Source organism: Sphingomonas sp. GW821-FHT10F09 (genome assembly GCF_058809195.1).
The window spans coordinates 96567-116565 of record NZ_JBXASI010000007.1 but is presented as its reverse complement, the minus strand read 5'-3'; the positions used below and the strand labels follow the sequence as shown (position 1 = coordinate 116565).

The 19999-nt window shown below is 64.7% G+C and carries 21 protein-coding genes; 6 read left to right on the top strand and 15 right to left on the bottom strand.

What is annotated here, in order from left to right:
• The first annotated feature begins 77 nt into the window (after nt 1-77).
• Nucleotides 78-1177, top strand: a protein-coding gene (locus AC1RTO_RS17725) for an IS3 family transposase (RefSeq protein ID WP_493162132.1) whose coding sequence is annotated in 2 segments (ribosomal slippage) — nt 78-330 and nt 330-1177 — 1101 coding nt in all. Because the reading frame shifts where the segments join, the coding sequence is not laid out codon by codon here.
• A gap of 64 nt (nt 1178-1241) precedes the next feature.
• Here the strand turns inward: AC1RTO_RS17725 and AC1RTO_RS17720 are convergent.
• Genes AC1RTO_RS17720 through AC1RTO_RS17710 form a run of 3 tightly spaced genes read right to left on the bottom strand, consistent with a single transcriptional unit; the run spans nt 1242 to nt 3091 of the window.
• The gene (locus AC1RTO_RS17720) at nt 1242-1859 is read right to left on the bottom strand and encodes an isochorismatase family protein (RefSeq protein WP_493162131.1); all 618 of its coding nucleotides are present in this window, start codon (nt 1857-1859) and stop codon (nt 1242-1244) included.
• 3 nt (nt 1860-1862) lie between these two features.
• Nucleotides 1863-2471 carry a cysteine hydrolase family protein gene (locus tag AC1RTO_RS17715; RefSeq protein WP_493162130.1) on the bottom strand — a complete coding sequence of 203 codons (609 nt, stop codon included), beginning with the start codon at nt 2469-2471 and terminating at the stop codon, nt 1863-1865.
• Nucleotides 2471-3091 carry a cysteine hydrolase family protein gene (locus AC1RTO_RS17710; protein ID WP_493162129.1) on the bottom strand — a complete coding sequence of 207 codons (621 nt, stop codon included), beginning with the start codon at nt 3089-3091 and terminating at the stop codon, nt 2471-2473. Before AC1RTO_RS17710 ends, AC1RTO_RS17715 begins: the two co-directional genes overlap by 1 nt.
• A gap of 106 nt (nt 3092-3197) precedes the next feature.
• On the opposite strand from AC1RTO_RS17710, the gene AC1RTO_RS17705 reads away from it, so the two are divergent.
• A complete protein-coding gene (locus tag AC1RTO_RS17705; RefSeq protein ID WP_493162128.1) occupies nt 3198-3782 on the top strand; it encodes a TetR/AcrR family transcriptional regulator in 585 nt (194 codons plus the stop codon).
• 452 nt (nt 3783-4234) lie between these two features.
• Here the strand turns inward: AC1RTO_RS17705 and AC1RTO_RS17700 are convergent, their stop codons facing one another.
• The 10 genes from AC1RTO_RS17700 to AC1RTO_RS17655 form a co-directional block, all read right to left on the bottom strand.
• Nucleotides 4235-4570 carry a TfoX/Sxy family protein gene (locus AC1RTO_RS17700; RefSeq protein WP_493162127.1) on the bottom strand — a complete coding sequence of 112 codons (336 nt, stop codon included), beginning with the start codon at nt 4568-4570 and terminating at the stop codon, nt 4235-4237.
• A 280-nt stretch (nt 4571-4850) separates the two neighbouring features.
• Nucleotides 4851-5954 (bottom strand): helix-turn-helix transcriptional regulator, encoded by a 1104-nt coding sequence (locus AC1RTO_RS17695; RefSeq protein WP_493162126.1) that lies wholly within the window; start codon nt 5952-5954, stop codon nt 4851-4853.
• A 219-nt stretch (nt 5955-6173) separates the two neighbouring features.
• Nucleotides 6174-6314 carry an entericidin A/B family lipoprotein gene (locus tag AC1RTO_RS17690; protein ID WP_493162125.1) on the bottom strand — a complete coding sequence of 47 codons (141 nt, stop codon included), beginning with the start codon at nt 6312-6314 and terminating at the stop codon, nt 6174-6176.
• A gap of 66 nt (nt 6315-6380) precedes the next feature.
• Nucleotides 6381-7262 (bottom strand): hypothetical protein, encoded by an 882-nt coding sequence (locus AC1RTO_RS17685; RefSeq protein WP_493162124.1) that lies wholly within the window; start codon nt 7260-7262, stop codon nt 6381-6383.
• A 34-nt stretch (nt 7263-7296) separates the two neighbouring features.
• The gene (locus AC1RTO_RS17680; RefSeq protein ID WP_493162123.1) at nt 7297-7491 is read right to left on the bottom strand and encodes a CsbD family protein; all 195 of its coding nucleotides are present in this window, start codon (nt 7489-7491) and stop codon (nt 7297-7299) included.
• Nucleotides 7488-9008 (bottom strand): PAS domain S-box protein, encoded by a 1521-nt coding sequence (locus AC1RTO_RS17675; RefSeq protein ID WP_493162122.1) that lies wholly within the window; start codon nt 9006-9008, stop codon nt 7488-7490. The genes AC1RTO_RS17680 and AC1RTO_RS17675 overlap by 4 nt, the downstream gene beginning before the upstream one ends.
• 7 nt (nt 9009-9015) lie before the next feature.
• Complete coding sequence (locus AC1RTO_RS17670) at nt 9016-9381, bottom strand: CsbD family protein (protein ID WP_493162121.1); 366 nt, start codon at nt 9379-9381, stop codon at nt 9016-9018.
• Nucleotides 9382-9417: 36 nt separating this feature from the next.
• Nucleotides 9418-9738: a hypothetical protein gene (locus AC1RTO_RS17665; RefSeq protein ID WP_493162120.1), complete on the bottom strand. Its 321-nt coding sequence runs from the start codon at nt 9736-9738 to the stop codon at nt 9418-9420.
• Between the two features lie 175 nt (nt 9739-9913).
• A complete protein-coding gene (locus AC1RTO_RS17660; RefSeq protein WP_493162119.1) occupies nt 9914-11497 on the bottom strand; it encodes a glycerophosphodiester phosphodiesterase family protein in 1584 nt (527 codons plus the stop codon).
• Nucleotides 11497-14196 (bottom strand): TonB-dependent receptor, encoded by a 2700-nt coding sequence (locus AC1RTO_RS17655; protein WP_493162118.1) that lies wholly within the window; start codon nt 14194-14196, stop codon nt 11497-11499. Before AC1RTO_RS17655 ends, AC1RTO_RS17660 begins: the two co-directional genes overlap by 1 nt.
• Before the next feature lie 113 nt (nt 14197-14309).
• On the opposite strand from AC1RTO_RS17655, the gene AC1RTO_RS17650 reads away from it, so the two are divergent.
• Complete coding sequence (locus tag AC1RTO_RS17650; RefSeq protein WP_493162117.1) at nt 14310-15209, top strand: DUF6528 family protein; 900 nt, start codon at nt 14310-14312, stop codon at nt 15207-15209.
• Here the strand turns inward: AC1RTO_RS17650 and AC1RTO_RS17645 are convergent.
• The gene (locus AC1RTO_RS17645; RefSeq protein WP_493162116.1) at nt 15206-15451 is read right to left on the bottom strand and encodes a hypothetical protein; all 246 of its coding nucleotides are present in this window, start codon (nt 15449-15451) and stop codon (nt 15206-15208) included. The genes AC1RTO_RS17650 and AC1RTO_RS17645 overlap by 4 nt on opposite strands.
• Before the next feature lie 232 nt (nt 15452-15683).
• On the opposite strand from AC1RTO_RS17645, the gene AC1RTO_RS17640 reads away from it, so the two are divergent.
• The 3 genes from AC1RTO_RS17640 (at nt 15684) to AC1RTO_RS17630 (ending at nt 18269) form a co-directional block, all read left to right on the top strand.
• Complete coding sequence (locus tag AC1RTO_RS17640; protein ID WP_493162115.1) at nt 15684-16361, top strand: hypothetical protein; 678 nt, start codon at nt 15684-15686, stop codon at nt 16359-16361.
• A 5-nt stretch (nt 16362-16366) separates the two neighbouring features.
• Nucleotides 16367-17599: an ROK family protein gene (locus AC1RTO_RS17635; RefSeq protein ID WP_493162114.1), complete on the top strand. Its 1233-nt coding sequence runs from the start codon at nt 16367-16369 to the stop codon at nt 17597-17599.
• A 340-nt stretch (nt 17600-17939) separates the two neighbouring features.
• Nucleotides 17940-18269, top strand: coding sequence for a DMT family transporter (locus AC1RTO_RS17630; protein ID WP_493162113.1), 330 nt, complete (start codon nt 17940-17942; stop codon nt 18267-18269).
• A gap of 406 nt (nt 18270-18675) precedes the next feature.
• Here the strand turns inward: AC1RTO_RS17630 and AC1RTO_RS17625 are convergent, their stop codons facing one another.
• A complete protein-coding gene (locus tag AC1RTO_RS17625) occupies nt 18676-19995 on the bottom strand; it encodes an LLM class flavin-dependent oxidoreductase (protein WP_493162112.1) in 1320 nt (439 codons plus the stop codon).
• Between the last annotated feature and the right edge of the window lie 4 nt (nt 19996-19999).

Sequence of the window (19999 nt, the reverse complement as noted above, 5' to 3'; positions counted from 1 at the left end):
ACGTCCTTCCTGTTTTTTTATCCATGCTGAGTGAGAGTTTTCCGGCCTTTTGAAGCCTGCGGGCGAGGAGCTGGGACATGAAGAAGACGAGGCACACCGAGGAGCAGATCGCGTTCGCGCTGAAGCAGGCGGAGACGGGTACGTCGGTAGCGGAGGTGATCCGCCGGATGGGGATCTCGGAGCAGACATTCTACCGCTGGAAGAAGGTGTACGGCGGGCTCGGCGTAGGCGAGCTGCGGCGCCTGAAGCTGCTCGAGGAGGAGAACCGTAAGCTCAAGCAGCTGGTCGCGGACCTGAGCCTGGACAAGCACATTTTGCAGGATGTCCTGGCAAAAAAGCCCTGACGCCTGGACGACGGCGCGAGCTCGTCGCGCACGTCCAGGCGTCTCACGGTGTCAGCGAGCGACGCAGTTGCCTGGCGCTCGGCGTCGACCGGTCGTCGGTGCGCTATGTGTCGCATCGACCGGACCAGGCGCCGCTGATACTGCGCATCCGTGATCTGGCGGCGACGCGGACGCGATATGGTTACTTCCGCATCTACATCCTGCTGCGCAGGGAAGGATGGGCCGTGAACCACAAGCGCTTCTACCGGCTTTACCGGGATGATGGACTGAGCCTTCGGCTCAAGAAACCTCGGCGCCACGTCAGCGCTGCCAACCGCGACCGGCAACCTGCGGCTGCGGCGGCCAACGAGATGTGGTCGATGGACTTCGTCTCCGACGCGCTGTTCGACGGCCGGCGGTTGCGGGCGCTCACCGTAGTTGACGCGTTCACGCGCGAGGCGCTGGCCATCGATGTCGACCAGGGCATCAAGGGCGAGCAGGTGGTCGAGGTGATGGCACGGATCTCGTCGATCCGCGGCGCACCCAGGACTATTCGCGTGGACAATGGGCCGGAGTTCATCTCGAAGGCACTCGACCGCTGGGCCTACGAGAACGGCGTCACGCTGGACTTCAGCCGGCCGGGCAAGCCGACGGACAACGCCTTCGTAGAGTCGTTCAACGGCCGCTTGCGGGACGAGTGCCTGAACACGCACTGGTTCCTGTCCCTGGAGGACGCCAGGGCCAAGATCGAGGCATGGCGACGCGACTACAACGAGAGCCGTCCTCACACATCGCTTGGCTGGCTGACGCCGGTCGAATATGCTGCTGCCGCGGCCAAGGTCGCGGCCGAATGAACGCCGGAAACTCACCCTCGATTTGGATGAGAAACCGGGGGACCCTCAGCCACTCGGAATATGATTACTGGTCAATCCGTCGCTTCAGGTCGTTAAGGTCGGTGACCAGATGCGCGTAACGCGGCATCGTATAACGAACCTCCAGTTCCAGGGCCGCGGACGTCGACGCCGTGATGCAGTCGCTCACCACAGTGGTATGAATGTCCCGTTGCGCAGCGTCGCGCAGCGAGGAGTCGAGGGTCAGGTCCGCAAGCGGTCCGGCGAAGATCAGATGCTCCAGGGCGCGCCGCTCCATCAATGCGTCGACCTCTGGTAACCCGAATATGCTGAGGGTCTTGCGATCCGGCAGCACGATATCGCTCGGCGACAGTTCGACGGCGGGTGCGATATCGGATGCATTGGGGTGCTTTGCGAGCGTATCTTCGATCTGGCGATGAGCGGGCGTCTGGAAGAGGGCACCAGTGTTCGCCGTTATGGGCGAGTGGATCACCAGAAAGCCCCTGGACCGTGCCAGACGGCCGAGCCCGGTCAGGGATCGGGAGAGAGGCTGCTCCGCACTTACGAAACCGCGTTGGACGTCGATGAAGATGACGGCCGTCTTGTCCGCGGGGTAGTTGTGATAGCCGCGTAGGCCACGCCTTACGTACCAGCCGGTGGCGGCGTTGAGTAAGCGATTGAGCATGTGTCAGGCCTTCAGTGTTTCGAGTAGCCGCGACGTATCGGTCACCGAATGCCCGATACGGGGGTAGGTTTCGCGAATTGCGAGATCGTGTTCGAGGGGAGAGAATGCGGCGACGGCATCGGTCACCAGGGTAACATGATACCCAAGGTCGACAGCGCTGCGCGCGGTCGCCTCGATGCAGGAATTGGTGATCAGACCGATGATGATGAGGTGGGTGATCCCCCGACCCTGTAACTGGACATGCAGATCGGTGCCGGCAAAGCCGCTCGAACATGAATGTTCGCTCGATATGATGTCGCCTTCCACCGGAGCGAGTTCGGGAAGGAACCTGCCGCCAAACTTTCCTTCCGCGAAAATGTGGGACTTTTCCTGCAGGAACTGGGTCGGGTGCAGGTATTTCCGGCCTTTGAGGCCGTTCGGTCGCCAGCGATAGTGTGGAGCGTAGGCGACGGTCATCTGTCGATCACGTGCCGCCTCAAGAAGGGATCGTGCCTTTCCGATCATACCATTCGATAGCGCGACGTCTTTCGTCATCAGCCAGGCTTGGCCGCGGCGGGCCAGAAAATCGTTATGAGGGTCCACCAGGACCAGCGCCGTGCTGCTGACGTCCATCACTGCTGCCCCTCGAGCTGCGCGATCAGTTCCTCGGTCGTGAAGATCGCATGGGCGTAGGTGGGGCCGTTTATTGCGTGTGCTGCGTGCATGGCCTCGTGGCTGAATGCCGCGGTCGCATCCTTCACCAGCGTGACGTGATAGCCAAGTTCGCTGCCGAACCGGCCCGTTGCCTCGATACAGGTATTCGCGACCATGCCGATCAGCACGATACGACGGATGCCGTGCTGCTTGAGCTGCTGGTCGAGGTCCGTATTGGCAAAGCCGCTGGACTGCCAATGCTCGTGGACCACGACATCGCCCGGCTGCGGCTGAAAGTCGTCATGGAAAGTACCGCCCCAGCTTCCCTTGGCAAATGTCTGATGGAGCGAGATGTTCTGCTGGTACGGCGTGGCGTGCAGCCAGTCGGCGATGTCGCCCGGCTCGGCGCGGTGATGGGGTACGAAGAAGATCCTGACGCCGCTGGCCCTGGCCGTGGCGACAAGGCTGCGAAGGTGGTCCAGCAGGTGGACCTCTTGCGCCACCGCCTTGGCCAGGGGCCATGCCTTACCCTCTTCGCTCAGGAAGTCGTTATACGGGTCCACCAGCAGAATAGCGGTCGTCGACGGATCATAGGCCATGCGTTGAATCCAACATCACCGTGGCTTGCACCGTGCAGCCTATAGCGGTTGACCAACCTCTAAATGGCGCATAGATGTCGGTCAACCTCAATAACAAGGATCGCCCGTGGCGCGTTCGAGCAAGGAACAGGCAGCGTCGAACCGGCAGCGGATCGTGAAGGTGGCCAGCGAGCTGTTCCGCAGCCGTGGCTATGATGCCGTAGGCATTGCCGATGTGATGCAAGCTGCGGGCATGACGCAGGGCGGGTTCTACAAGCATTTCGCGAACAAGGAGGCGTTGGCCTGCGAAGCCTGGGCCGCAGGATTCTCGAGCGTCGACGCCACGTGGGCACCGCCTGAGGGGCAAGCCACGGGCGATAACGGTCCATCAATCGAGGCGATCGTTCAATATTACCTCTCAGCTCAACGACCCGAAGATCGCTGCCCGATGCAGGGACATGGTGAGGATGCAGCTCGGAGCGATAATGGAGGAGGGCTGCGTGCCGTCTATGCGGCCGGCGCTGGTACGCTTTATCGCACCTTCTTAACAAAGGTTGACGACGCCATGGGGGAGGATCGAGCAAAACTCCTATTTGCGGCAATGGTGGGAGCAAATATGCTTGGACGCGCATCCGGCGAGGCCGATTGGGTTCAGGATATCAAGCATGCTGTCGACGGCGCGGTCAGGATGTTTGGTCAAAAACTTGGTTAAGCACGGTTCCGGCAGTCGTAAAGTTTGTCCGTATTGACTAAATTTGTTTGAGATGTGCGCTTTCACCGGTTGCTGCTCGAAAATAAACGCAGTCAGTATGCAACGTCTGCTAGCTTAAACCTTGAGCTTATCTAATCCCAAAACTGTGATTTGGTCGTGACGTGCTCCCCGTCTTGACGCTGCTGATAACTTGGTTTCGGTGTCCGCCCTTGGCGGGGGCGGTTCGTAACCCGGCGGCCGCGACGCCTCCGCACCTCCGCACCTCCGCACCGTCAGCCGCTCCTCGCGATACAGCCGGTACACCTTCTTCAGGATCATGGCCTTGCCATCACGCTTGAGCATCGTTGCTAGCCGCCGGTAGGAGACGATGTGCGCAGATGAATGAAAGGCCGCTTACAAACGCGGGACCAGGCCGCCGAACGTACGGTTTGGGTCCGGTCGGCCGCGGGCGCTTACGTGCCTCGCTTTGGTTTTCGCAGCTTGGGTGTCGGCAACTCGGCCGCCGTTACGCGCAGCAGTTCGCAGAGCCATTCGGCGTCATCCCATCGATCGGCCGCAATGAGCATCTGCGGTTTGGCACCTGGATACGGCGGCGCGTCCGACACCGGTTCGGCATGGGCACGACCTGATACCGTCGGCTTGACGAAGAGCTGATCGTCGCAGACGGAGCCGATCATCTTGCCGTCGACATAGACGCCATACTCACCGAACATCGACTTGGCGGCGACCGCTCCGGCTCCGGTCGCCTGTTCAAGCAGAAAATCAATTGTGCGTTGCGGCGTTGCCATATGCCGAAGCTAGCAGACGAGCGCGGCCGCGGGCAACGGAACGACGACCGTCTGCGTCGCCGCTCGCGGCGAACGAGCGGCCGCTTTCGAGAAAGGTCAAGGTGCCGCTGAACGGCTGATTATGGGTCGTTTAGGAAAGGTAGCGGCCTGCTCCTATCCCAAGCCCTGGCAGCTCCTTCGGCAACCCCTGTCTCAGGCGATCGAACGACGCGATTTCGCGTCCGACGTGTGAACGGTCGCGTCTAATGGCGGAAGCTCTGCGTTCCGCCGCTGTGCAGGATCAAGGAAGGGGGGTGCCCGGCGGAGCGATAAATCCTCCGGCCATTCGTCCGTTTTCGTCGAGGACCGCAGACATCGATAGGCCACCGTTGGCGAAGACCAGGTCGTAGACGTCGTCGTTGATCCGTCCCTTCCCGCGATAGGTGACCGACTTCAGTTCGCCCATCGATTTGAACATGGGTTGTGACATCGGCATATCCTTACGCACCAGCGCACCGAATTGCGGTCCGAGTGTGTCGTAGTCCGGGGAGCCGCTCGCCAGACCGGCCACGAGGCGCCGCACTGCAGCCTCGGTGCCAGGTGATGGCGTCGCAGACGAGAGGCGCTTGCCTGGTCGCAATATCCCGCCGATCATCCTGCCCTCTGCATCGAGCGCCGCCGACATCAGGACCTCGCCGTTGGCGAAGACGAGGTTGTAGACGTCGTCGTTCTTCATGCCGCGTGAGCGGAACGTCACGGATTTCAGTTCGCCGAGTGCCTTGAACATGGGGTGCGTCATCGGGAGGTCGCGGCGAACGACATCGGCGAATTCAGGCGCAAGTTTTCCGTAATCGGGAGAGCCGCTGGCGAGGCCGGCGACGAGCTGCCGCAGCGCAGCTTCGGTGCCTGCGGATGGCGCTGCGGTCGCCGATGTTGCCGACGACGCAACGGCAGTGGCGGGCGGAAATGCCTGTTGACCACCAGTACCAGAGGCCTGAAGCCAGACGATGAGGGCGGCTGCCGCGACGAAGATCATAAGGATCGCTCCTGAAACCACATAGATGAAGGGGCGCCGATCGCCCCGCGTGATCGACGGGTGCGGAATGGCGGCGGGAACCTCCTCACCGATCGCGTCGGTTCCGGAAAGGGCGGACGTCTGGGGTACCAGACGGTCGGACTCGTCGGCTGCTGCTACCAGCTTTGCCGCCTCCAGCGAGGACGACATGCCCAGCTTGGCACGCGCCATCTTGAGGCGCTTTTCGACGGCGTGAGGAGACACGCCCAGGTCCAGCGCCATCTCCTTGGCGGTCTGATGATCCAGGCAACGCTTCAAGCATTCCCGTTCACCTGTCGTCAGGCGCAGGATCGCGGCCCGCATGCTGTCGTCTGGTCCGTCTGTCTTCATGCCGGCCATGGTAGCGCGTAAGGAGAAAGTACCAACCATGGCGTTCTGGTACCGCCCTGGTACTCTGACCGGGTACCAGCCCGGTCCGGCGGTTTTACACGCCCGCCTGCTGGCGGGATCGACCAGCCGATCGGTATTCGCAGATGACGCTGCTGCCTTACGTCGTGCGCCAGAAAGCGCCGCCCGATCACTTCCAGATCGCGCGGCGCTTTCAGGTTGTTACTTCTTGTCTTCGCCCGATGCGCTGGAGATCGCGGTGCCCGCGGACTTAACGTCCTTGCCGGCGCCGTTCACCGTATTGCAGGCGGCAAGGCCGATCATGGTCGTCAGTGCCAGCACCAGGCCGATTTTCTTCGTCATGACATTCTCCTTTACGTTGGGAAAACGGGGTGCGGCGGATGCACTATGCCGATCCGCCGCGATCGTTCAGCGCAGGCGGCGACGGGCTGCCGCGGTCGCACCGAAGCCGGCGGCAGCCGCACCGATCAGCAATGCGAACACCAGGACGAACGACGTGCCGGCCGCCGCGCCGGCGGCCTTGTCGGTCGCCGACCTGGCGGTGGCGACCGTCTCGTTCTTCGTCCGGACGAACTGCTGCTTGGCGCGCGTCACCTGGGCCTGGGCTTCGGGGCGGCCGATCTTGCGCTGGGCGGCGACGATATCGACGATACGGCTCTCGGCCTGCCGGCCATCGGCACCGCCGCGGGCGAGGGCGGGAAGCTCTTTGGCGATCTCCTTCTGCGCCTGCTCGGTGGTCATCTGCGTCGGATCGTTCGGGGCATCGGACAGATAGGCAGCGGCCTCGCTGCGCACGTCGCCTTCGTCGATCCCGGCAATCGACGCCGCCTGCGGTGCTGCGGCGCTCACCGTCGTGCCCGCCGCGCCAGCCACCGCACCGACGGTCCGGAACGCACCGCCGATGATTCCGCCGACTGCCGAGGTCAGCAGGTACAGGGTGAGGATCAGGGTGACGCCCCAAACGACCAGACCATGGACCAGCGCGTCGAACCGCTCGTGCACGCCGGCGACCCGCGCCGCGGCATAGCCACCGGAACCAAGCGCCAGAATGGTCGTGATCAGCCAGTAGATGCCGGCTCCGATCCCGAAACCGGCTGCACCCGGCGTGGTGCCCTCCACCGGATCGACCATCGTCAGGCCGATGCCCGCGCCGAGAATGCCGAGGACGAGCTGCACCGCAACGGCGATGACGACGCCGGCGAAGATCGCGCCCCATGACAGCCGGGTCGCGGTCTTGCCGACATAAGCATCATCGACCGGCGCGAGGCCGGTAGTTACGTTGGTCACCATATATACTCCTGTTGAAACTGTTGGGTCGCCGCGGTCAGGGCCGCGATGATGTCCGGATGTCGGCGGCATCGGCGGCGCCGGCTTCCTTCTCGGCCGTACCGCGCGCGGTCGCCGCGTCGTCTCCGATCAGCTTGCCGATCGCCTCCTGGACGGAGCCTTTGGCCTCCCGCGCCGCCGCGGTCTTCGCCCCGGCATCGGTCGGTGCCGCGTCTGAACGCTTGCTGGTCATGCTGCCGTCTCCTGTCCCGTCCGCTCCTGCATGACGCCTTCGCCATCGAATCCGCGCGCACGGGCCCAGGTGACCGCGGCGATGCGGCGGTTGACGCCGATCTTGGCGTAAATCCGGGCGACATGGTTGCGAACGGTGTTGCCGGCGACGTCAAGCGTCCGTGCGATCGTCTTGTCGTCATACCCGCGGCAGATCAGCGCCAGCACGTCGCGTTCGCCCGTCGTGAGATCATCCAGACCGGGGCCGGTGACGTCCGGCTGGGGCGCGCGAAGGCGTGCCAGCTTGTCCATGATCGAACGGCTGAACCAGCTCGTATCCTTCATCACCGCCTCGATCGCCTCGACCAGTTCGAGTTCGGTCGCCTTGCGCTGCGTGATGTCCTGAAACGCCCACAAGACGCAGGCCTCGTCACCCAATGTGATTGCCTCGGTCGAGACGATGCAATCGATGCTGGCGCCGTCCATGGCATGGATGCGTGCTTCGTGGCCCCGCAAATCCTGCCCGCCATGGATCGAGGCTTCGATCTCCCGGCGTTTCGCGTCGCTTTCCCACAGTTTGATGTCGCCGAGCGGGCGATCGATGATCTCGGCCGGATCGTAGCCGGTCATCTCGGTGAAGCTGGCGTTGACCTCGCAGAGCAGATGTCCGTCGCGCACGCCGATCGCCATCGGCACCGGTGCCAGCTGGAAGGTGCGGGTAAACCGCTCTTCGCTCTCCCGCAGCAGGCCTTCGGCCTTCCGGCGCGGTTCCAGATCGGCGAAGGTGAACAGCATGCAGGGGTGATCGCCCATATCGATCGGCTGCCCTGCGACGATGACGAGCTTGGTGCCGCCATCGGGCAGTTCGAGTTCCGCCTCCATCTGCGGAATGGTCCGCCCTTCGCCCAGCCGCGCCCTGGCCAGGTTGCGCTTCTCCGCCCGGCGTAACACGTCCAGGTCGTAGACCGTCTTGCCCAAGACCTGATCCCGATCGTGCCCGGTCATGTCGAGGAAGCCCTGGTTGACCTTGATGAAGCGCAGATCGCTCAGCCGGCAGATCACGGCAGGCGCCGGGTTGGCGTTGAAGGATTGCTCGAAGCGGTCCTCTGCCTCGAAGCGCGCCGATACGTCTTGGATCACCATCACCAGGCACGCGGGCTCCGCGTCATCGGCATCGTTGAGGACGAGACTGCGCACCTGATGAACCCAGCGCGGCGCGTCTTCCCCGGCGACGGTGACCTCCACGACGACTTCCGAAAAGGAATCGCCGGTGACCACGCGTTCGATGGGATAATCGTCCGCTTCGAGGCGGTGATTGTTGCGGTAGCGTAGCTGGAACCGTGAACGATATGCATCCACGGTCGCCCCTAGTTCGGCGATGTCGCTGACGCCGTGCATGGCCAGGGCAGCGTCGTTCGCCCAGAGCAGGCTCTGGTCGGGATCGATCAGGATCACGCCCTCGTCCAGACCGACGATGATCTGGCGCAGATGGCGCAGATCGGCGGTTTCGCGAAGGGATTTGAACGCCGCTTCGGCCATGACGAAATCAGGCGCGCCGCGCGTGGATGAACCAGGCCAGCCCGTAACCCGCCAGTGCCGCCGCGACCGCCCACAGGACGGGGATATCCTGAACGGTCTGCGCTGCGGCTTTCCCGTTCTTCTGCGCGGCATCCGCGATGCGCTCGCCGGCGTCCATCAGGCGGTCGCGTGCCTCGTCAGCCAACGCGGGCGCGCCGTCGATCGCATCGCCGACGATGGAGCGGGCGCGGCCGTAGGCGTGTTGCGCCCCGCCGGCGAACTGATCGACGATGCCATCGACCTTCCAGTCGCGGCTGTCGACGGCATCGCCTACGGTCTTTTCGACCTTGCCGCCCAGATAGCGGGCGCTACCCTGGAATTCGTCCTTGTTCATGATCGTACCCTTGCAGGAATGAAGATAGGTGAATGGTCAGGGGAGGACGCCGCAGCCCGCAGCGGCTTTACCCACGGCCAGTGCGATGGCCGGGTCCTTCAACTCACCGGCGACACGCAGGAGGTCGCCGACCGTCAGCACGCCGGGCGTAGAGTGGTCTTTGCGATAGGCGGTGGCGGCGCGGCCGAGTTGTTGAAGTTGACCGAGCGACAGATCGGTCTGAAGTCGCGTGCCGACGCAATCCGCGCGCTGGCTGTCGAGCCCGTAGCGCTGAAGCCCTGTCGAGATACGGGTGGCGGGCGCGGCACAGCCGGTCAGGGCCAGCGCGCCGAACATTGCCAGTGCAAACACCTTCATGGGGGTTCCTTCCCGGTCCGATCCGCAAACACGGCCGGTTCGGGCGGTTGAACAGTCCGGGAAGGTACCTGTTCCTGGTCTTTTTGCGTGGCAGACTAGTCGGTAAATACCATCAAGATGTCGGCGGCGCGTTCTTCATGGAGCCGCTGGAGGCGTTCGTAGATGTATGTCGTCGTCAGCGCCGTACTGGCTGGCCGGGCGGGCCACAGCGGCCGTTAGCAGCGACTTTGTTGTAAATTTGCTCAGCGATTATGTACCTGTGAAGGTCAGCGGGACGATCGGTTTGGATGATCGACACGCCGCCACGGATCAGCCGTCCCCAGACCGCGTCTGGCGTCACCAGGGCCTGCTCATCTCCTCCGATCTCGGCGACGAAGCCATCCCAGAGGCTGTTGGCCCACAGGCGCCCTCCCGCATGGCACGCCGCCGCGCTGACTGGCGCCAGCATCGCCAAGGAGATACGCGGAATCTCATAGCCGATCGGCCGGATCGCTCCCGAGGCCTGCCGGGCGATCACCTGCGGCAGGTCGTCCGTGCCGGACAACATCGGCATGAACGGCACATGGTCGAATGGAGCCCGCGCGGCGAGCGGCGGGCTCGCGATACCGGCGGTCGCCTTGACCAGCACGCGACCCTCGGCACCGGCGCTGCGGACGGCGGCGATGGTTTCGGCGTGAACCGCGTCCTTGATGTCGAGGTTGAGGACGATCCGTCCGGCCGCGGCAGTCAGCATCTCGTCCAGGGTTGAAACGTGCAGGTCGGTGAGCGATGCCGCCGGTCCGCCGAGGTCGTCGCGCAACCGTAGCGCCCGGACTTGCGCCAGCGTCAGGTCGGCGACCTTGCCGATGCCGTTGGTCGTGCGATCGACGGTGGCGTCGTGGATCATCACCAGATAGCCGTCGTGCGTCATCCTGACGTCGGTTTCCATCACGTCGATGCCGCTCGCGATGCAATGATCGAGCGCGGCAAGCGAGTTCTCCGGCGCGCTGCCGAGCCCGACGATGGCGGCGTGGCAACCGCGATGCGCGACGACGATCGGTCCGGCGGCGGGATCGGCGAGCCGCGCCATGATTGCGCGCGCGGCATCCAGTTCCGCTCTGGCGGCGTCGAGGTCGCGACGGAAGGCCGCGTCGCCATGCAAGCGCGCGACGACCGCCGCGGCCGCCTGTCGGCCGGCTGCGACGGCGCTGGCGTTGTGCGCGCCGCAGATCACGCGGCTGTCGCCATAATCGCGGCCGCGCGCCAGGATCGGCGTGGATCGCGCCGGTATCAGTTCGGCGAGCACCAGCGCGACCGACGTTCCCCAGCTTGTATGTCCGGAGGGATAGTCGAAGCTGTTGTCCAGCGCAGACCGCGGCTGACAGATCGCGCCGGGGTCGGCGAGGAACGGCCGTCTGCGGGCGTAGGCCGGCTTCACCGCGTTCACCGCCGCGGCGACATCGCCGCGCAGCCGGGTCAACAGCCGCGCCAGCGCCGGTGTGGTGGCGGGGGACAGCGGCCGGCCGGCGGCAGCGGCAAAGTCCGACAGCATCGCCGGCACGCTTTCGTCGACGTCCCCGATCGCTTGCTGCCAGCGCGGTGATCCCGCCAGCGTACGCGAGGCGCGGAACGCTGCGCGATCCGCCTCGTCCTCCGCCGAACCCGGTTTCGGGGCGGGGGGCAAGATGTCGATCAACCCCACGCCCGGTCCATCGAGGTATCGTTGCGCACCCGCGGGCGACGCCACCGCCGCCAGCAACAGCAGAGCCGTGGCGCGCATCAGTAGCGCACCAGCGCACCGATGTAGAAGGAGCGACCGTTGTCGATCTCCTCGCGCAGCAGGCCGAATCCAGGGCCGAACAGCCGCTGCGGGCGGAAATTGGTCAGGTTCTTGGCCTGTGCGACGATGGTCCAGTGCCGGTCCAGTTTCAGGCGCAGTTGCGCGTCGAACAGGTCGCTGGTCGCGTAGCGCCGGTCCTGCAGCGGGTCGCTGGTCGATACCGAATACAGGATCGGCGACAGGTGGTTCCACGCACCCTGCACCGTCACCGGACCGGCGGTGTAGAACAGCTTCACGTTGGCGACGGTGTTCGAGCTTTCGAACAGTCCCGACAGGCGACGACGGGTGACCCCGTCGGACAGCGTCACCTGCGGCGGGGTGGGATCGAGCAGCGTCAGGTTAGCGGAAAAGCCGAACCCGGCAAGCGGCCCGGGCAGGAAGCGCATGCGTGCCACGACCGCGTTCAGCTCGACGCCGCGACCGCGCGAAGCGCTGGCGTTGACCGGACGGATGCGGGTGACGAGCTGCGAGGTGCCTTCGAACACTTCGGTCGCCTGGTTGCGGGTGGTGATGATCTCGTCCGCAATGTCCTTCTGGAATGCGCCGACGAAGAACAGGATGTCGCGATTGACATAATATTCGAGGCTCAGGTCGTAATTGTCCGACCGGCGCGGGCGCAGGTCCGGGTTGCCGCTGACGATCGAGACGCCGCCGTCGGGGTTGTTCGCGGTGATGCCGACGTTGACGGTCTCGCGCGCGGCTAGATCGTCGTAATTGGGTCGCCCGAGCGTACGGCTGAAGGCGGCGCGCATGCGGAGCTGGTCGCTGATATCCCAGTCCGCCTGTGCCGACGGCAGCCAGTCCCGATAATGTTGCCCCTGCTGTCCATAGACATAGGCACCGCTGCGAAGGCGGTTGGACCCGGTGGCGAGTGTCGTGTCCTCATAACGGACGCCGGCCGACAGCCGCACGGTGTCGGTCGCGTAGCGTGCCATCGCATAGGCTGCGATCACATCCTCGGTCAGATTGTAATCGGATTGCAGACTGCTGCCCGCATTGGCGGCGTTCGCCGCGAAGCTCGCACGATTGGCGTCAAAGGCACTGCGTGCGGCGGTCGGATCGACCAGCAACACGGTCTGCCCACGGCCATTGTACGGCGCGTAACGCTCCCCCGCCAGCACCGGCGCCAGCAGGAGCGTCAACGCGGCGGTGTTGCGGTAATTGTCGACCTGGAAATCGTAGCGGCGGTCGAGGAACCGGGCGTAGGCGCCCGTCGCGATCCCGAAGCCGCGATCCTTCGCCGCCATGTTGACGTCGAGGTTGATGCGCGCGGTCAGCGTCTCTTCGCGATTGTCGTCGCTGTTGGTGCCGTATTCGAACTGGCGATAATTTGCGGCATTGGCGACGAAGCCGGGGTTGGCGACGTCGAAATAGGGGAAACTGCCCGGCGTATAGTCATAACGATAGGCGAGGTTGGTGGTGTTGGCGATGCGATAGGTCGCCAGCCGCGCGTCCTGCCGGTACGTGGCGATCGCATAATTGACGCCGACGTCGAGGCGGACGGAGTCGTCCGGCGACAGCTGGCCGTTGACGTCGGCGTAGCGCATTCGGCGCGTCTGGTAGAAACTGGACAGATCCGCCTGCGCGTTCGCGTTGGCGACATTGCCGCTGGTCGCGGTGACGTTGCTGAAGTTGGTGTAGCGGTTGGTCGCTGCGGTGACCGCCGTATTGGCGATGACGATGTTGGACTGGCGTTCTTCATCGTTGATGTGACGGAAATTGGCCAGCGTCACCGCCGCCTTGAACATCGAGTGATCGTCGAATTCCAGCTTGCCGAACACGCCATAACGCTGGCGCACGTTATCGTAATGCAGCCAGCGACGGCGATCGGGGGCGGCGAAGGCGTTCGACACGTCGCTGGCGGGTGACAGCAACCGCCCGCCTGTCGTCTGGTCGAAATACAGATAATTGTCGGTCGCCGAGTTGAGCGAGGCGGAATCGCGGCGGAAATAGCTTCCCGACACCACGGCACCGAACTTGCGGTCGGGGCCGAAGGTGGTGGAGGCGACCAGTTCGGCCTGACCCGATGGCGCGCGATTGCCGCGTGTGCGCCTGAAATCCCATTCCCCGATATCGAAACGCCCGCCGACGAAGGGTTCGCCGCGTCCGTCGAAGGCGCTGCGGGTGCGCAGATTGGCGATGCCGCCGATCGCGTTGCCGTTCATCGCCGCGGTGACGGACTTGTATACCTCGACCCGCGACGCCAGCGACGATGGGATGATGTCGAGCGACACGTTGCGTCGCCCGATCTCGTTGGCGGGCAGCGTCATGCCGTCGATCTGGACGAGGTTGTAATCGGCGTTGAGGCCGCGGATCGACAGGAATTGCGCCTCGCCGCGCCCGTTGTTCTGGATGGTCGAGACACCCGGCACGCGCTGCAACGCCTCGCCCAGCCCGAAGTCGGGCAACGTGCCGATCTCGTCGGCGCTGATGCTGTCGGAGATGACTGAAATCTGTCGTTTCGCCTCGATCTCGCGAACCGCCTGGAGGCGCGCGCCGGTCACGACGATCTCGTCGGCATCGGGCGTCGCGGCCACGGCAGAAGCCTCGCCCGCGGGCGTCGGGGCCTGTTGCGCCTGCGCCCCCACCGGCAGCGCAGTCGAAAGCAGAAGCGCGCTGCGCCAAGTGACAAGCCTCATGATATCCCCCCTGAAAGTCCGGCATCAACCGTGCCTGATCATTTATGCACCTAAGGTGACATACTTATGACGATGGTTTAGAAGGTTGGCAATCGTCACGAGAGGATCATGAAATGCCGTTGTTGTTCACATACTTGACCGCGGCGGTTTTTGCGCCGACCGCCGTCGAAGCGCCGGAACGGCTGTACGCCTGCGGTGACGATCAGGTCCGTGAGTATCGAATCACCGGCGCGGGGGCGGTCGAGGCTTGGCGCTGGACGGCGGCCGGGGCGCAGGATCTGCCGCTCGCCTATCGCACCACGCTGCTCGGCCATATCGACGAATGCAAGCCGGTGGACGGCGGTCGCGCGATTCTGGTCACCGCCTCGACCGGCGGTGTTGTCCTGATCGAGCGGAGTACGGGCAAGGTGACGTTCCGGGCGACCGCACCGATGGCGCATTCGGCCGATGTGTTACCCGGCGGGCTGATCGCGGTGGCACTGTCGCTTCACAAGGATGGCAACCGGTTGGACGTGTACGACCGACGACGCAGCGAGGTTCCGCTGCTGTCGCTGCCGCTGCCCTCCGGTCATGGCGCGGTTTGGGATGCCGGCCGACGGCGGCTGTTCGTCCTGTCGCACGACGTCATCCAGGCGTATCGCGTCGCCGGCCCGCGCCGTGGGCCCGCGCTGATCGAGGCGGCGCACTGGACATTGCCGGGGCGGCGCGATGGCCACGACCTGTCGCTTCGGCCGGACGGGCGCTATCTGGTGACGACCGACGACGGCGTCTGGACGTTCGATCCGGCCGGCGATTTCGCGCCGCTTCCCGCGCTCAATCCCAAGCTGCGCGTGAAGGCGGTCAGCATGACAGGGGATGCCGCAGGGGGTAAGGGAACCGGGCGTCTCGCCTGGGTGCAAGCGGAGGAGAGCTGGTGGGCAACGGGCTTCACGATCGCGCGTGCGGACGGCAGCGATCCGGTGCGCATCCCGGTGGACGGCCTGCACCTCTACAAGGTGCGCTGGCTGCGCTAGGCGGGACCAGCGACGGTCGGCTGGACGGGCCGGCGTGGCGGCGGGCGTGGATCGCCTATGCCACGGCGCATTTCGGCAAGAGCCTGTTGTGGACGGCGAGCGACCTGCTGACGCTGTACCTGCTGGTGTCCGTTCACGCAGTCGACCCGATCGTCGCTGGTGCGCTCTTCCTCGCCGGGCTGGCCGCCAATGCCGGCGCCGATCTCGGCGTCGGCCTCTGGCTGGAAAAACGGCCCCACCATGCCGCGGCGCTGGTGCTGGCGGCGGTCAGCTTTCCGGCGACGGTGCTGCTGGCGCCGTACGGACCGTGGATGCTGCTGGCGGCCACGCTGGCGTTTCGCGTGTCTTATGCGGGGTACGACGTGCCGCATAACGCGTTGCTGACACGGCTGGGGTCGGATCCGGGCCGTGCGACATGGCTGGCGCGCTGGCGAACGATCGGCACGGCGTTGGCATCATTGTCGGCCGCCCTGGGTGGCGAACAGCGACGCCGTTGCGATCACGCCATTGCTCTGCGGCATCGCGGTGGCGGCGCTCGTCGTCGGATCGGCGATGGTGCCGCTGCTCGCGGCATTCCCGCTCGATCCGGGGCCACGTCGATCGGGCACTGCGGTCGGTTTGCCCCTGCGGTTTCTCGGCGCGAGCATCATCGGCATCGTCGCGCTGGGCGCTCTGCCCAAGGCGGTGCTGCACCTGCCTGCGCAGGCGAGCGGCACATCGGTCCTCATGCTGCTGATCGCGGGCCGGACGCTATCGGCGTTCCTGCCGATCCGCATCGGATCGCTACGCCGCGGGCTCATGCTGTTGGCCGCCGCCTATGGCGGAGCGGCGGCGGTGGCTGCCGGATTCGCGTTCGGTGCCGCGCCGGGCATGCTGGTGCTGCTCGGATTGTCGCTGGGGGCGACCAACCTCGTTGGTTGGGCATTGCTGCCGGCGCTGGCGGGCAGTCCGGGCGGCTATGGCCTGTACACGATGACGTCGAAGCTGGCGCTCGGGGCGGCCGGGCTGGCGCTGGCGGGAGGATTGGGGCGGTCACCGGCGTTCTCACCCGACGGCTTTGCGCGGTTCGCCTGGATTGTCGCGGTCGCGTGCATCGTCGCGGCGCTGCTCGCAGGGCTCCGCTTGACTTCACCGGCGGTGCGACGCTTCTGACCGACATGAATGGCATCACAGCGGGCGCATTCCCGCCCCGATTCCTCCGCGATGACGGCCGGCGCACGGCCACCACCAACGAACGGCTGGTGGTCGACCTGCTGTCGCGATGCGGGCCGGCGAGCCGTGCAGACCTGGCACGCTGGACCGGCCTTGCGCCGCATTCCATCACGCGGCTGGTCGAACCTTTGCTGGCGCGGGGACTGCTCAGCGAGAGCGCGCCGGTCGCGATGGGACGCGGCAAGCCCGCGACCAAGATATCGCTGGTTGGCGCTGCCGCCTTTTCGGTCGGGGTGTCGGTGATGACCGATGCCGTGTCGCTCGTGCTGCTCGACCTCGCCGGGACCGTATCGGGCGCCTGCGCCGAGCGGCTGGACGATACGGACCTGCCGACGGCCTGTGCGCAGATCGACCGGATGATGCAGGGCGCGATCGCTGCAATGGGGCGGAACCCGTCCACGCTGGTCGGCATCGGCGTGGGCGTCACCGGATATTTCATCGGCGACGGCGCACGGCTCAATCCGCCGCGGCTGCTCGATCCATGGGCGCTTTTGCCGCTCGACACGATCCTTGCAGATGCCCTGGGCCACAAGGTGTGGATCGACAACGACGGCAATGTCGCGGCGATCGGCGAGGCGATGCTGGGGCAGGGACGCGCGGCGCGGGATTTCGCCTATCTGTATTTTTCCGCCGGGTTCGGCGGCGGCGTTGTCTCCAACGGTCAGTTGCTGCGCGGTCGCCACGGCAATGCCGGCGAATTTGCCTCGATCCTGCCGGTCGACTGGCAGCAGCCCAATCTGGAGGCATTGCGCACGGCGTTTGCCGATGCGGGGATCGTCTATCCCGATCTGCACGCCATGCTGGGCGGGTTCGATCCCGGACATGCCGCCGTCGATGCATGGCTCGACGCGATCATGCCCTCGCTCGATCTGGTCGCCTCCTCCATATCCGCGACGCTCGATCCCGAGGCGATCGTGCTGGGCGGGCGCCTGCCGGACGAACTGGCACGGCGGATCATCGAGCGCATCACCTTCATCAACCCCGACCGGCGAGGGCACCGCCGTCCGTCCGCGCGGGTCGTCGCGTCGATGATCGATGGCGACGCGGCCGCGATCGGCTCGGCCACGCTCCCGCTGAAGGCGGCCTTCTTTCCGTTACTCGACACGTCCGCCGGGGGCGGGAGCGCAGATGGTCTGGTCGGCGGACCTGCAAGGCCCGGCATGGCGACCGGAGGCTGATGTACGCTTATTGTTTAGCCCGCCTGTTAGTGCGAGAAACAACCCTCCTCGTCGGGCGGCTTGCTGCGTCTCGTGTGCTACCGACGGCGTCAACGGCGTGCTGCTGTTGGGCCGGTCGGTGGCTTTCCTCGTCGCGGAACTATAGCATGTCCGGCGCCGCTGCTTGAGATGCCGGCAGAAACGCGAATGAGCGAAATGAGACAGGTGCAGACCGACGCTAAATATCTGGATCTGGGTCGTTCCAGCGCCGTCCGGCCGGGCGGCGTCGCGCAACAGTGGACTGCGCTTAGGGGTGTAAGTATCCAAGATTGGCCGCGTTTTGTATGCTAGCAGATCGTCCATGAACTATCTCCTGCTAGCAATCGCGATCGTCTCCGAGGTTTGCGCAACGACTGCCATGAAGCAGTCGAATGGTTTTACGCGCATGCCTTGGACGATCGTTACCGTTATCGGTTACGGTCTTGCCTTCTACTTCTTGTCGCTGACGCTTCGAACGATCCCGACACGCATTGCGTACACTATCTGGTCAGGCGTCGGCATTGTTCTGATCTCAGCCGCTGCATGGGCATTCCAGGGTCAAAAGCTCGATGCCGCCGCTGTCATTGGCATGAGCCTGATTATCGCTGGCGTCATTGTCATGAACGTGTATTCGAACGCTGCGAGCCACTGAGGCAGGGATGGCTTCCTCCAGTAGCCCTGCAGACGGCGGATTTTGCAGCCGGGAGCTGCCATCTATCTGCATGAACGAACGGCTAAAGCTGCAAAGCGAAAAAGGGTGCTCCAAGGCCGGGTATGGGCTGCAGACGACCGATATGGCCACCCGGCCACGTCGCTGATCCTGATCAGCGGATGACCCTCACATGCTTGATGAGACGCAGCGGGGTTTCGGCGCCTCGGATCCGCGAGATGCGGAAGCAGGGCAGCCGCATCTCGCGGAGCATGGCGTCATAGACTGGTCGATGCAACGAGCTTCGAGTGCAACTTCTCGATTTTTTGCGTGAGCAACGCGATCTGGCCCAGGTAGAGGCGAGGGATGTCACGAACGGCATCCATCCCATCAGTTCAGGTCACCTCGCTCACCGATCATAAGCTAACACTGGCAGGCCAAGATTGCCTCGCAGGGTGGTATCTTCATAATTCGACCGGAACAGCCCGCGTAGTTGGAGCAGCGGGACGACTTCCTGTGTGAAGCGCCGGAACTGATCAGGGTGTCCCGCGTGGACGTTGATCCCGTCGAAGGCGCGGCCTTCGAACCAGCGGGCGATTTCAGCGGCTACGGTTTCGGCCGATCCGACGAACGGGCTAGTGTGTTGATCACGAACGAGGTTGATGGTTTCGCGTAGGGAGTGGCGATGTACAACGGCGGTGGTGGTGATCGATTTCGCCTGTGTAAAAAAGCTGCTTTTCCCGTGTTCCAGCGCGGCGGCGGGGAACGGCGCGTCGAGATCATACTGGCGGAAGTCATGCCAGCCGAATGCCCGTCCGAATTCGGCCAGGGCCTGTTCGAAGCTCTGGTCCGCGCGCCGATAGGCACGCTGGATCGCCCGGGCGTCCTCGTCGGTGTCGCCGACCGTGATCGTGAAACCGGGCAGGATCACGATCTCGTCGGGATTGCGACCAAGCCTGGCGGCGCGCCCTTTCAGATCCGCGTAAAAGGCCTGGCCCTGTTCGATCGTTTTCGCGTGCGTGAAGATCGCGTCAGCCACCGTCGCGCCGAGATCGCGCCCCTGTTCGGAATCCCCGGCCTGAAATATCACGGGCTCGCCCTGCGGTGAGCGCTGGATGTTGAGCGGGCCGACGACGGAGAAATGCTCGCCCTTGTGGTTCAGCGCGTGCAGCTTCGTCTTGTCGAGGAACACGCCGGTCTCGCGATCGCGGACCAGCGCGCCCTTTTCGTACGAACGCCACAGCCCGCGCACGACGTCGAGATATTCGAAGGCGCGTCCGTAGCGCGTCGCGTAATCATAATGCTCGTCGCGACCATAATTGCCGGCGGTGCCGGCGTCGCCGGTCGTCACCACGTTCCATCCGGCGCGGCCCTTGCTGATCAAATCGAGCGAGGCGAGGCGGCGGGCGAGATTATACGGGTCGTTGTACGACGTCGTCAGCGTGCCGACGAGCCCGATATGGCTGGTCGCGACGGCGAGCGCGGAGAGCAGCGTCAGTGGCTCCAGCCGGTTGAGATAATGCGGCGGGGAGTCGGCGGTGATGAACTGGCTATCGACGATGAAGACCAGATCGAACTTCGCCGCCTCCGCCTGGCGTACGATATCGATGTACCAATCGATGCTCACGCTCGCATCGACGGGTATCTCGGGATCGAGCCACCGGTTGCTATCGCCGGGGCCGCCGACGCCGGTCGTCACCAGCCCGAGCTTCAATTGTCGCTTGGTCATCGAA

Bases quoted from the DNA above. Each gene is read 5' to 3' on its own strand.
- AC1RTO_RS17720 (WP_493162131.1), bottom strand. From the start codon at position 1,859: ATGCTCAATCGCTTACTCAACGCCGCCACCGGCTGGTACGTAAGGCGT.
- AC1RTO_RS17715 (WP_493162130.1), bottom strand. From the start codon at position 2,471: ATGGACGTCAGCAGCACGGCGCTGGTCCTGGTGGACCCTCATAACGAT.
- AC1RTO_RS17710 (WP_493162129.1), bottom strand. From the start codon at position 3,091: ATGGCCTATGATCCGTCGACGACCGCTATTCTGCTGGTGGACCCGTAT.
- AC1RTO_RS17700 (WP_493162127.1), bottom strand. From the start codon at position 4,570: ATGGCAACGCCGCAACGCACAATTGATTTTCTGCTTGAACAGGCGACC.
- AC1RTO_RS17695 (WP_493162126.1), bottom strand. From the start codon at position 5,954: ATGAAGACAGACGGACCAGACGACAGCATGCGGGCCGCGATCCTGCGC.
- AC1RTO_RS17690 (WP_493162125.1), bottom strand. From the start codon at position 6,314: ATGACGAAGAAAATCGGCCTGGTGCTGGCACTGACGACCATGATCGGC.
- AC1RTO_RS17685 (WP_493162124.1), bottom strand. From the start codon at position 7,262: ATGGTGACCAACGTAACTACCGGCCTCGCGCCGGTCGATGATGCTTAT.
- AC1RTO_RS17680 (WP_493162123.1), bottom strand. From the start codon at position 7,491: ATGACCAGCAAGCGTTCAGACGCGGCACCGACCGATGCCGGGGCGAAG.
- AC1RTO_RS17675 (WP_493162122.1), bottom strand. From the start codon at position 9,008: ATGGCCGAAGCGGCGTTCAAATCCCTTCGCGAAACCGCCGATCTGCGC.
- AC1RTO_RS17670 (WP_493162121.1), bottom strand. From the start codon at position 9,381: ATGAACAAGGACGAATTCCAGGGTAGCGCCCGCTATCTGGGCGGCAAG.
- AC1RTO_RS17665 (WP_493162120.1), bottom strand. From the start codon at position 9,738: ATGAAGGTGTTTGCACTGGCAATGTTCGGCGCGCTGGCCCTGACCGGC.
- AC1RTO_RS17660 (WP_493162119.1), bottom strand. From the start codon at position 11,497: ATGCGCGCCACGGCTCTGCTGTTGCTGGCGGCGGTGGCGTCGCCCGCG.
- AC1RTO_RS17655 (WP_493162118.1), bottom strand. From the start codon at position 14,196: ATGAGGCTTGTCACTTGGCGCAGCGCGCTTCTGCTTTCGACTGCGCTG.
- AC1RTO_RS17650 (WP_493162117.1), top strand. From the start codon at position 14,310: ATGCCGTTGTTGTTCACATACTTGACCGCGGCGGTTTTTGCGCCGACC.
- AC1RTO_RS17645 (WP_493162116.1), bottom strand. From the start codon at position 15,451: ATGGTGGGGCCGTTTTTCCAGCCAGAGGCCGACGCCGAGATCGGCGCC.
- AC1RTO_RS17635 (WP_493162114.1), top strand. From the start codon at position 16,367: ATGAATGGCATCACAGCGGGCGCATTCCCGCCCCGATTCCTCCGCGAT.
- AC1RTO_RS17630 (WP_493162113.1), top strand. From the start codon at position 17,940: ATGAACTATCTCCTGCTAGCAATCGCGATCGTCTCCGAGGTTTGCGCA.
- AC1RTO_RS17625 (WP_493162112.1), bottom strand. From the start codon at position 19,995: ATGACCAAGCGACAATTGAAGCTCGGGCTGGTGACGACCGGCGTCGGC.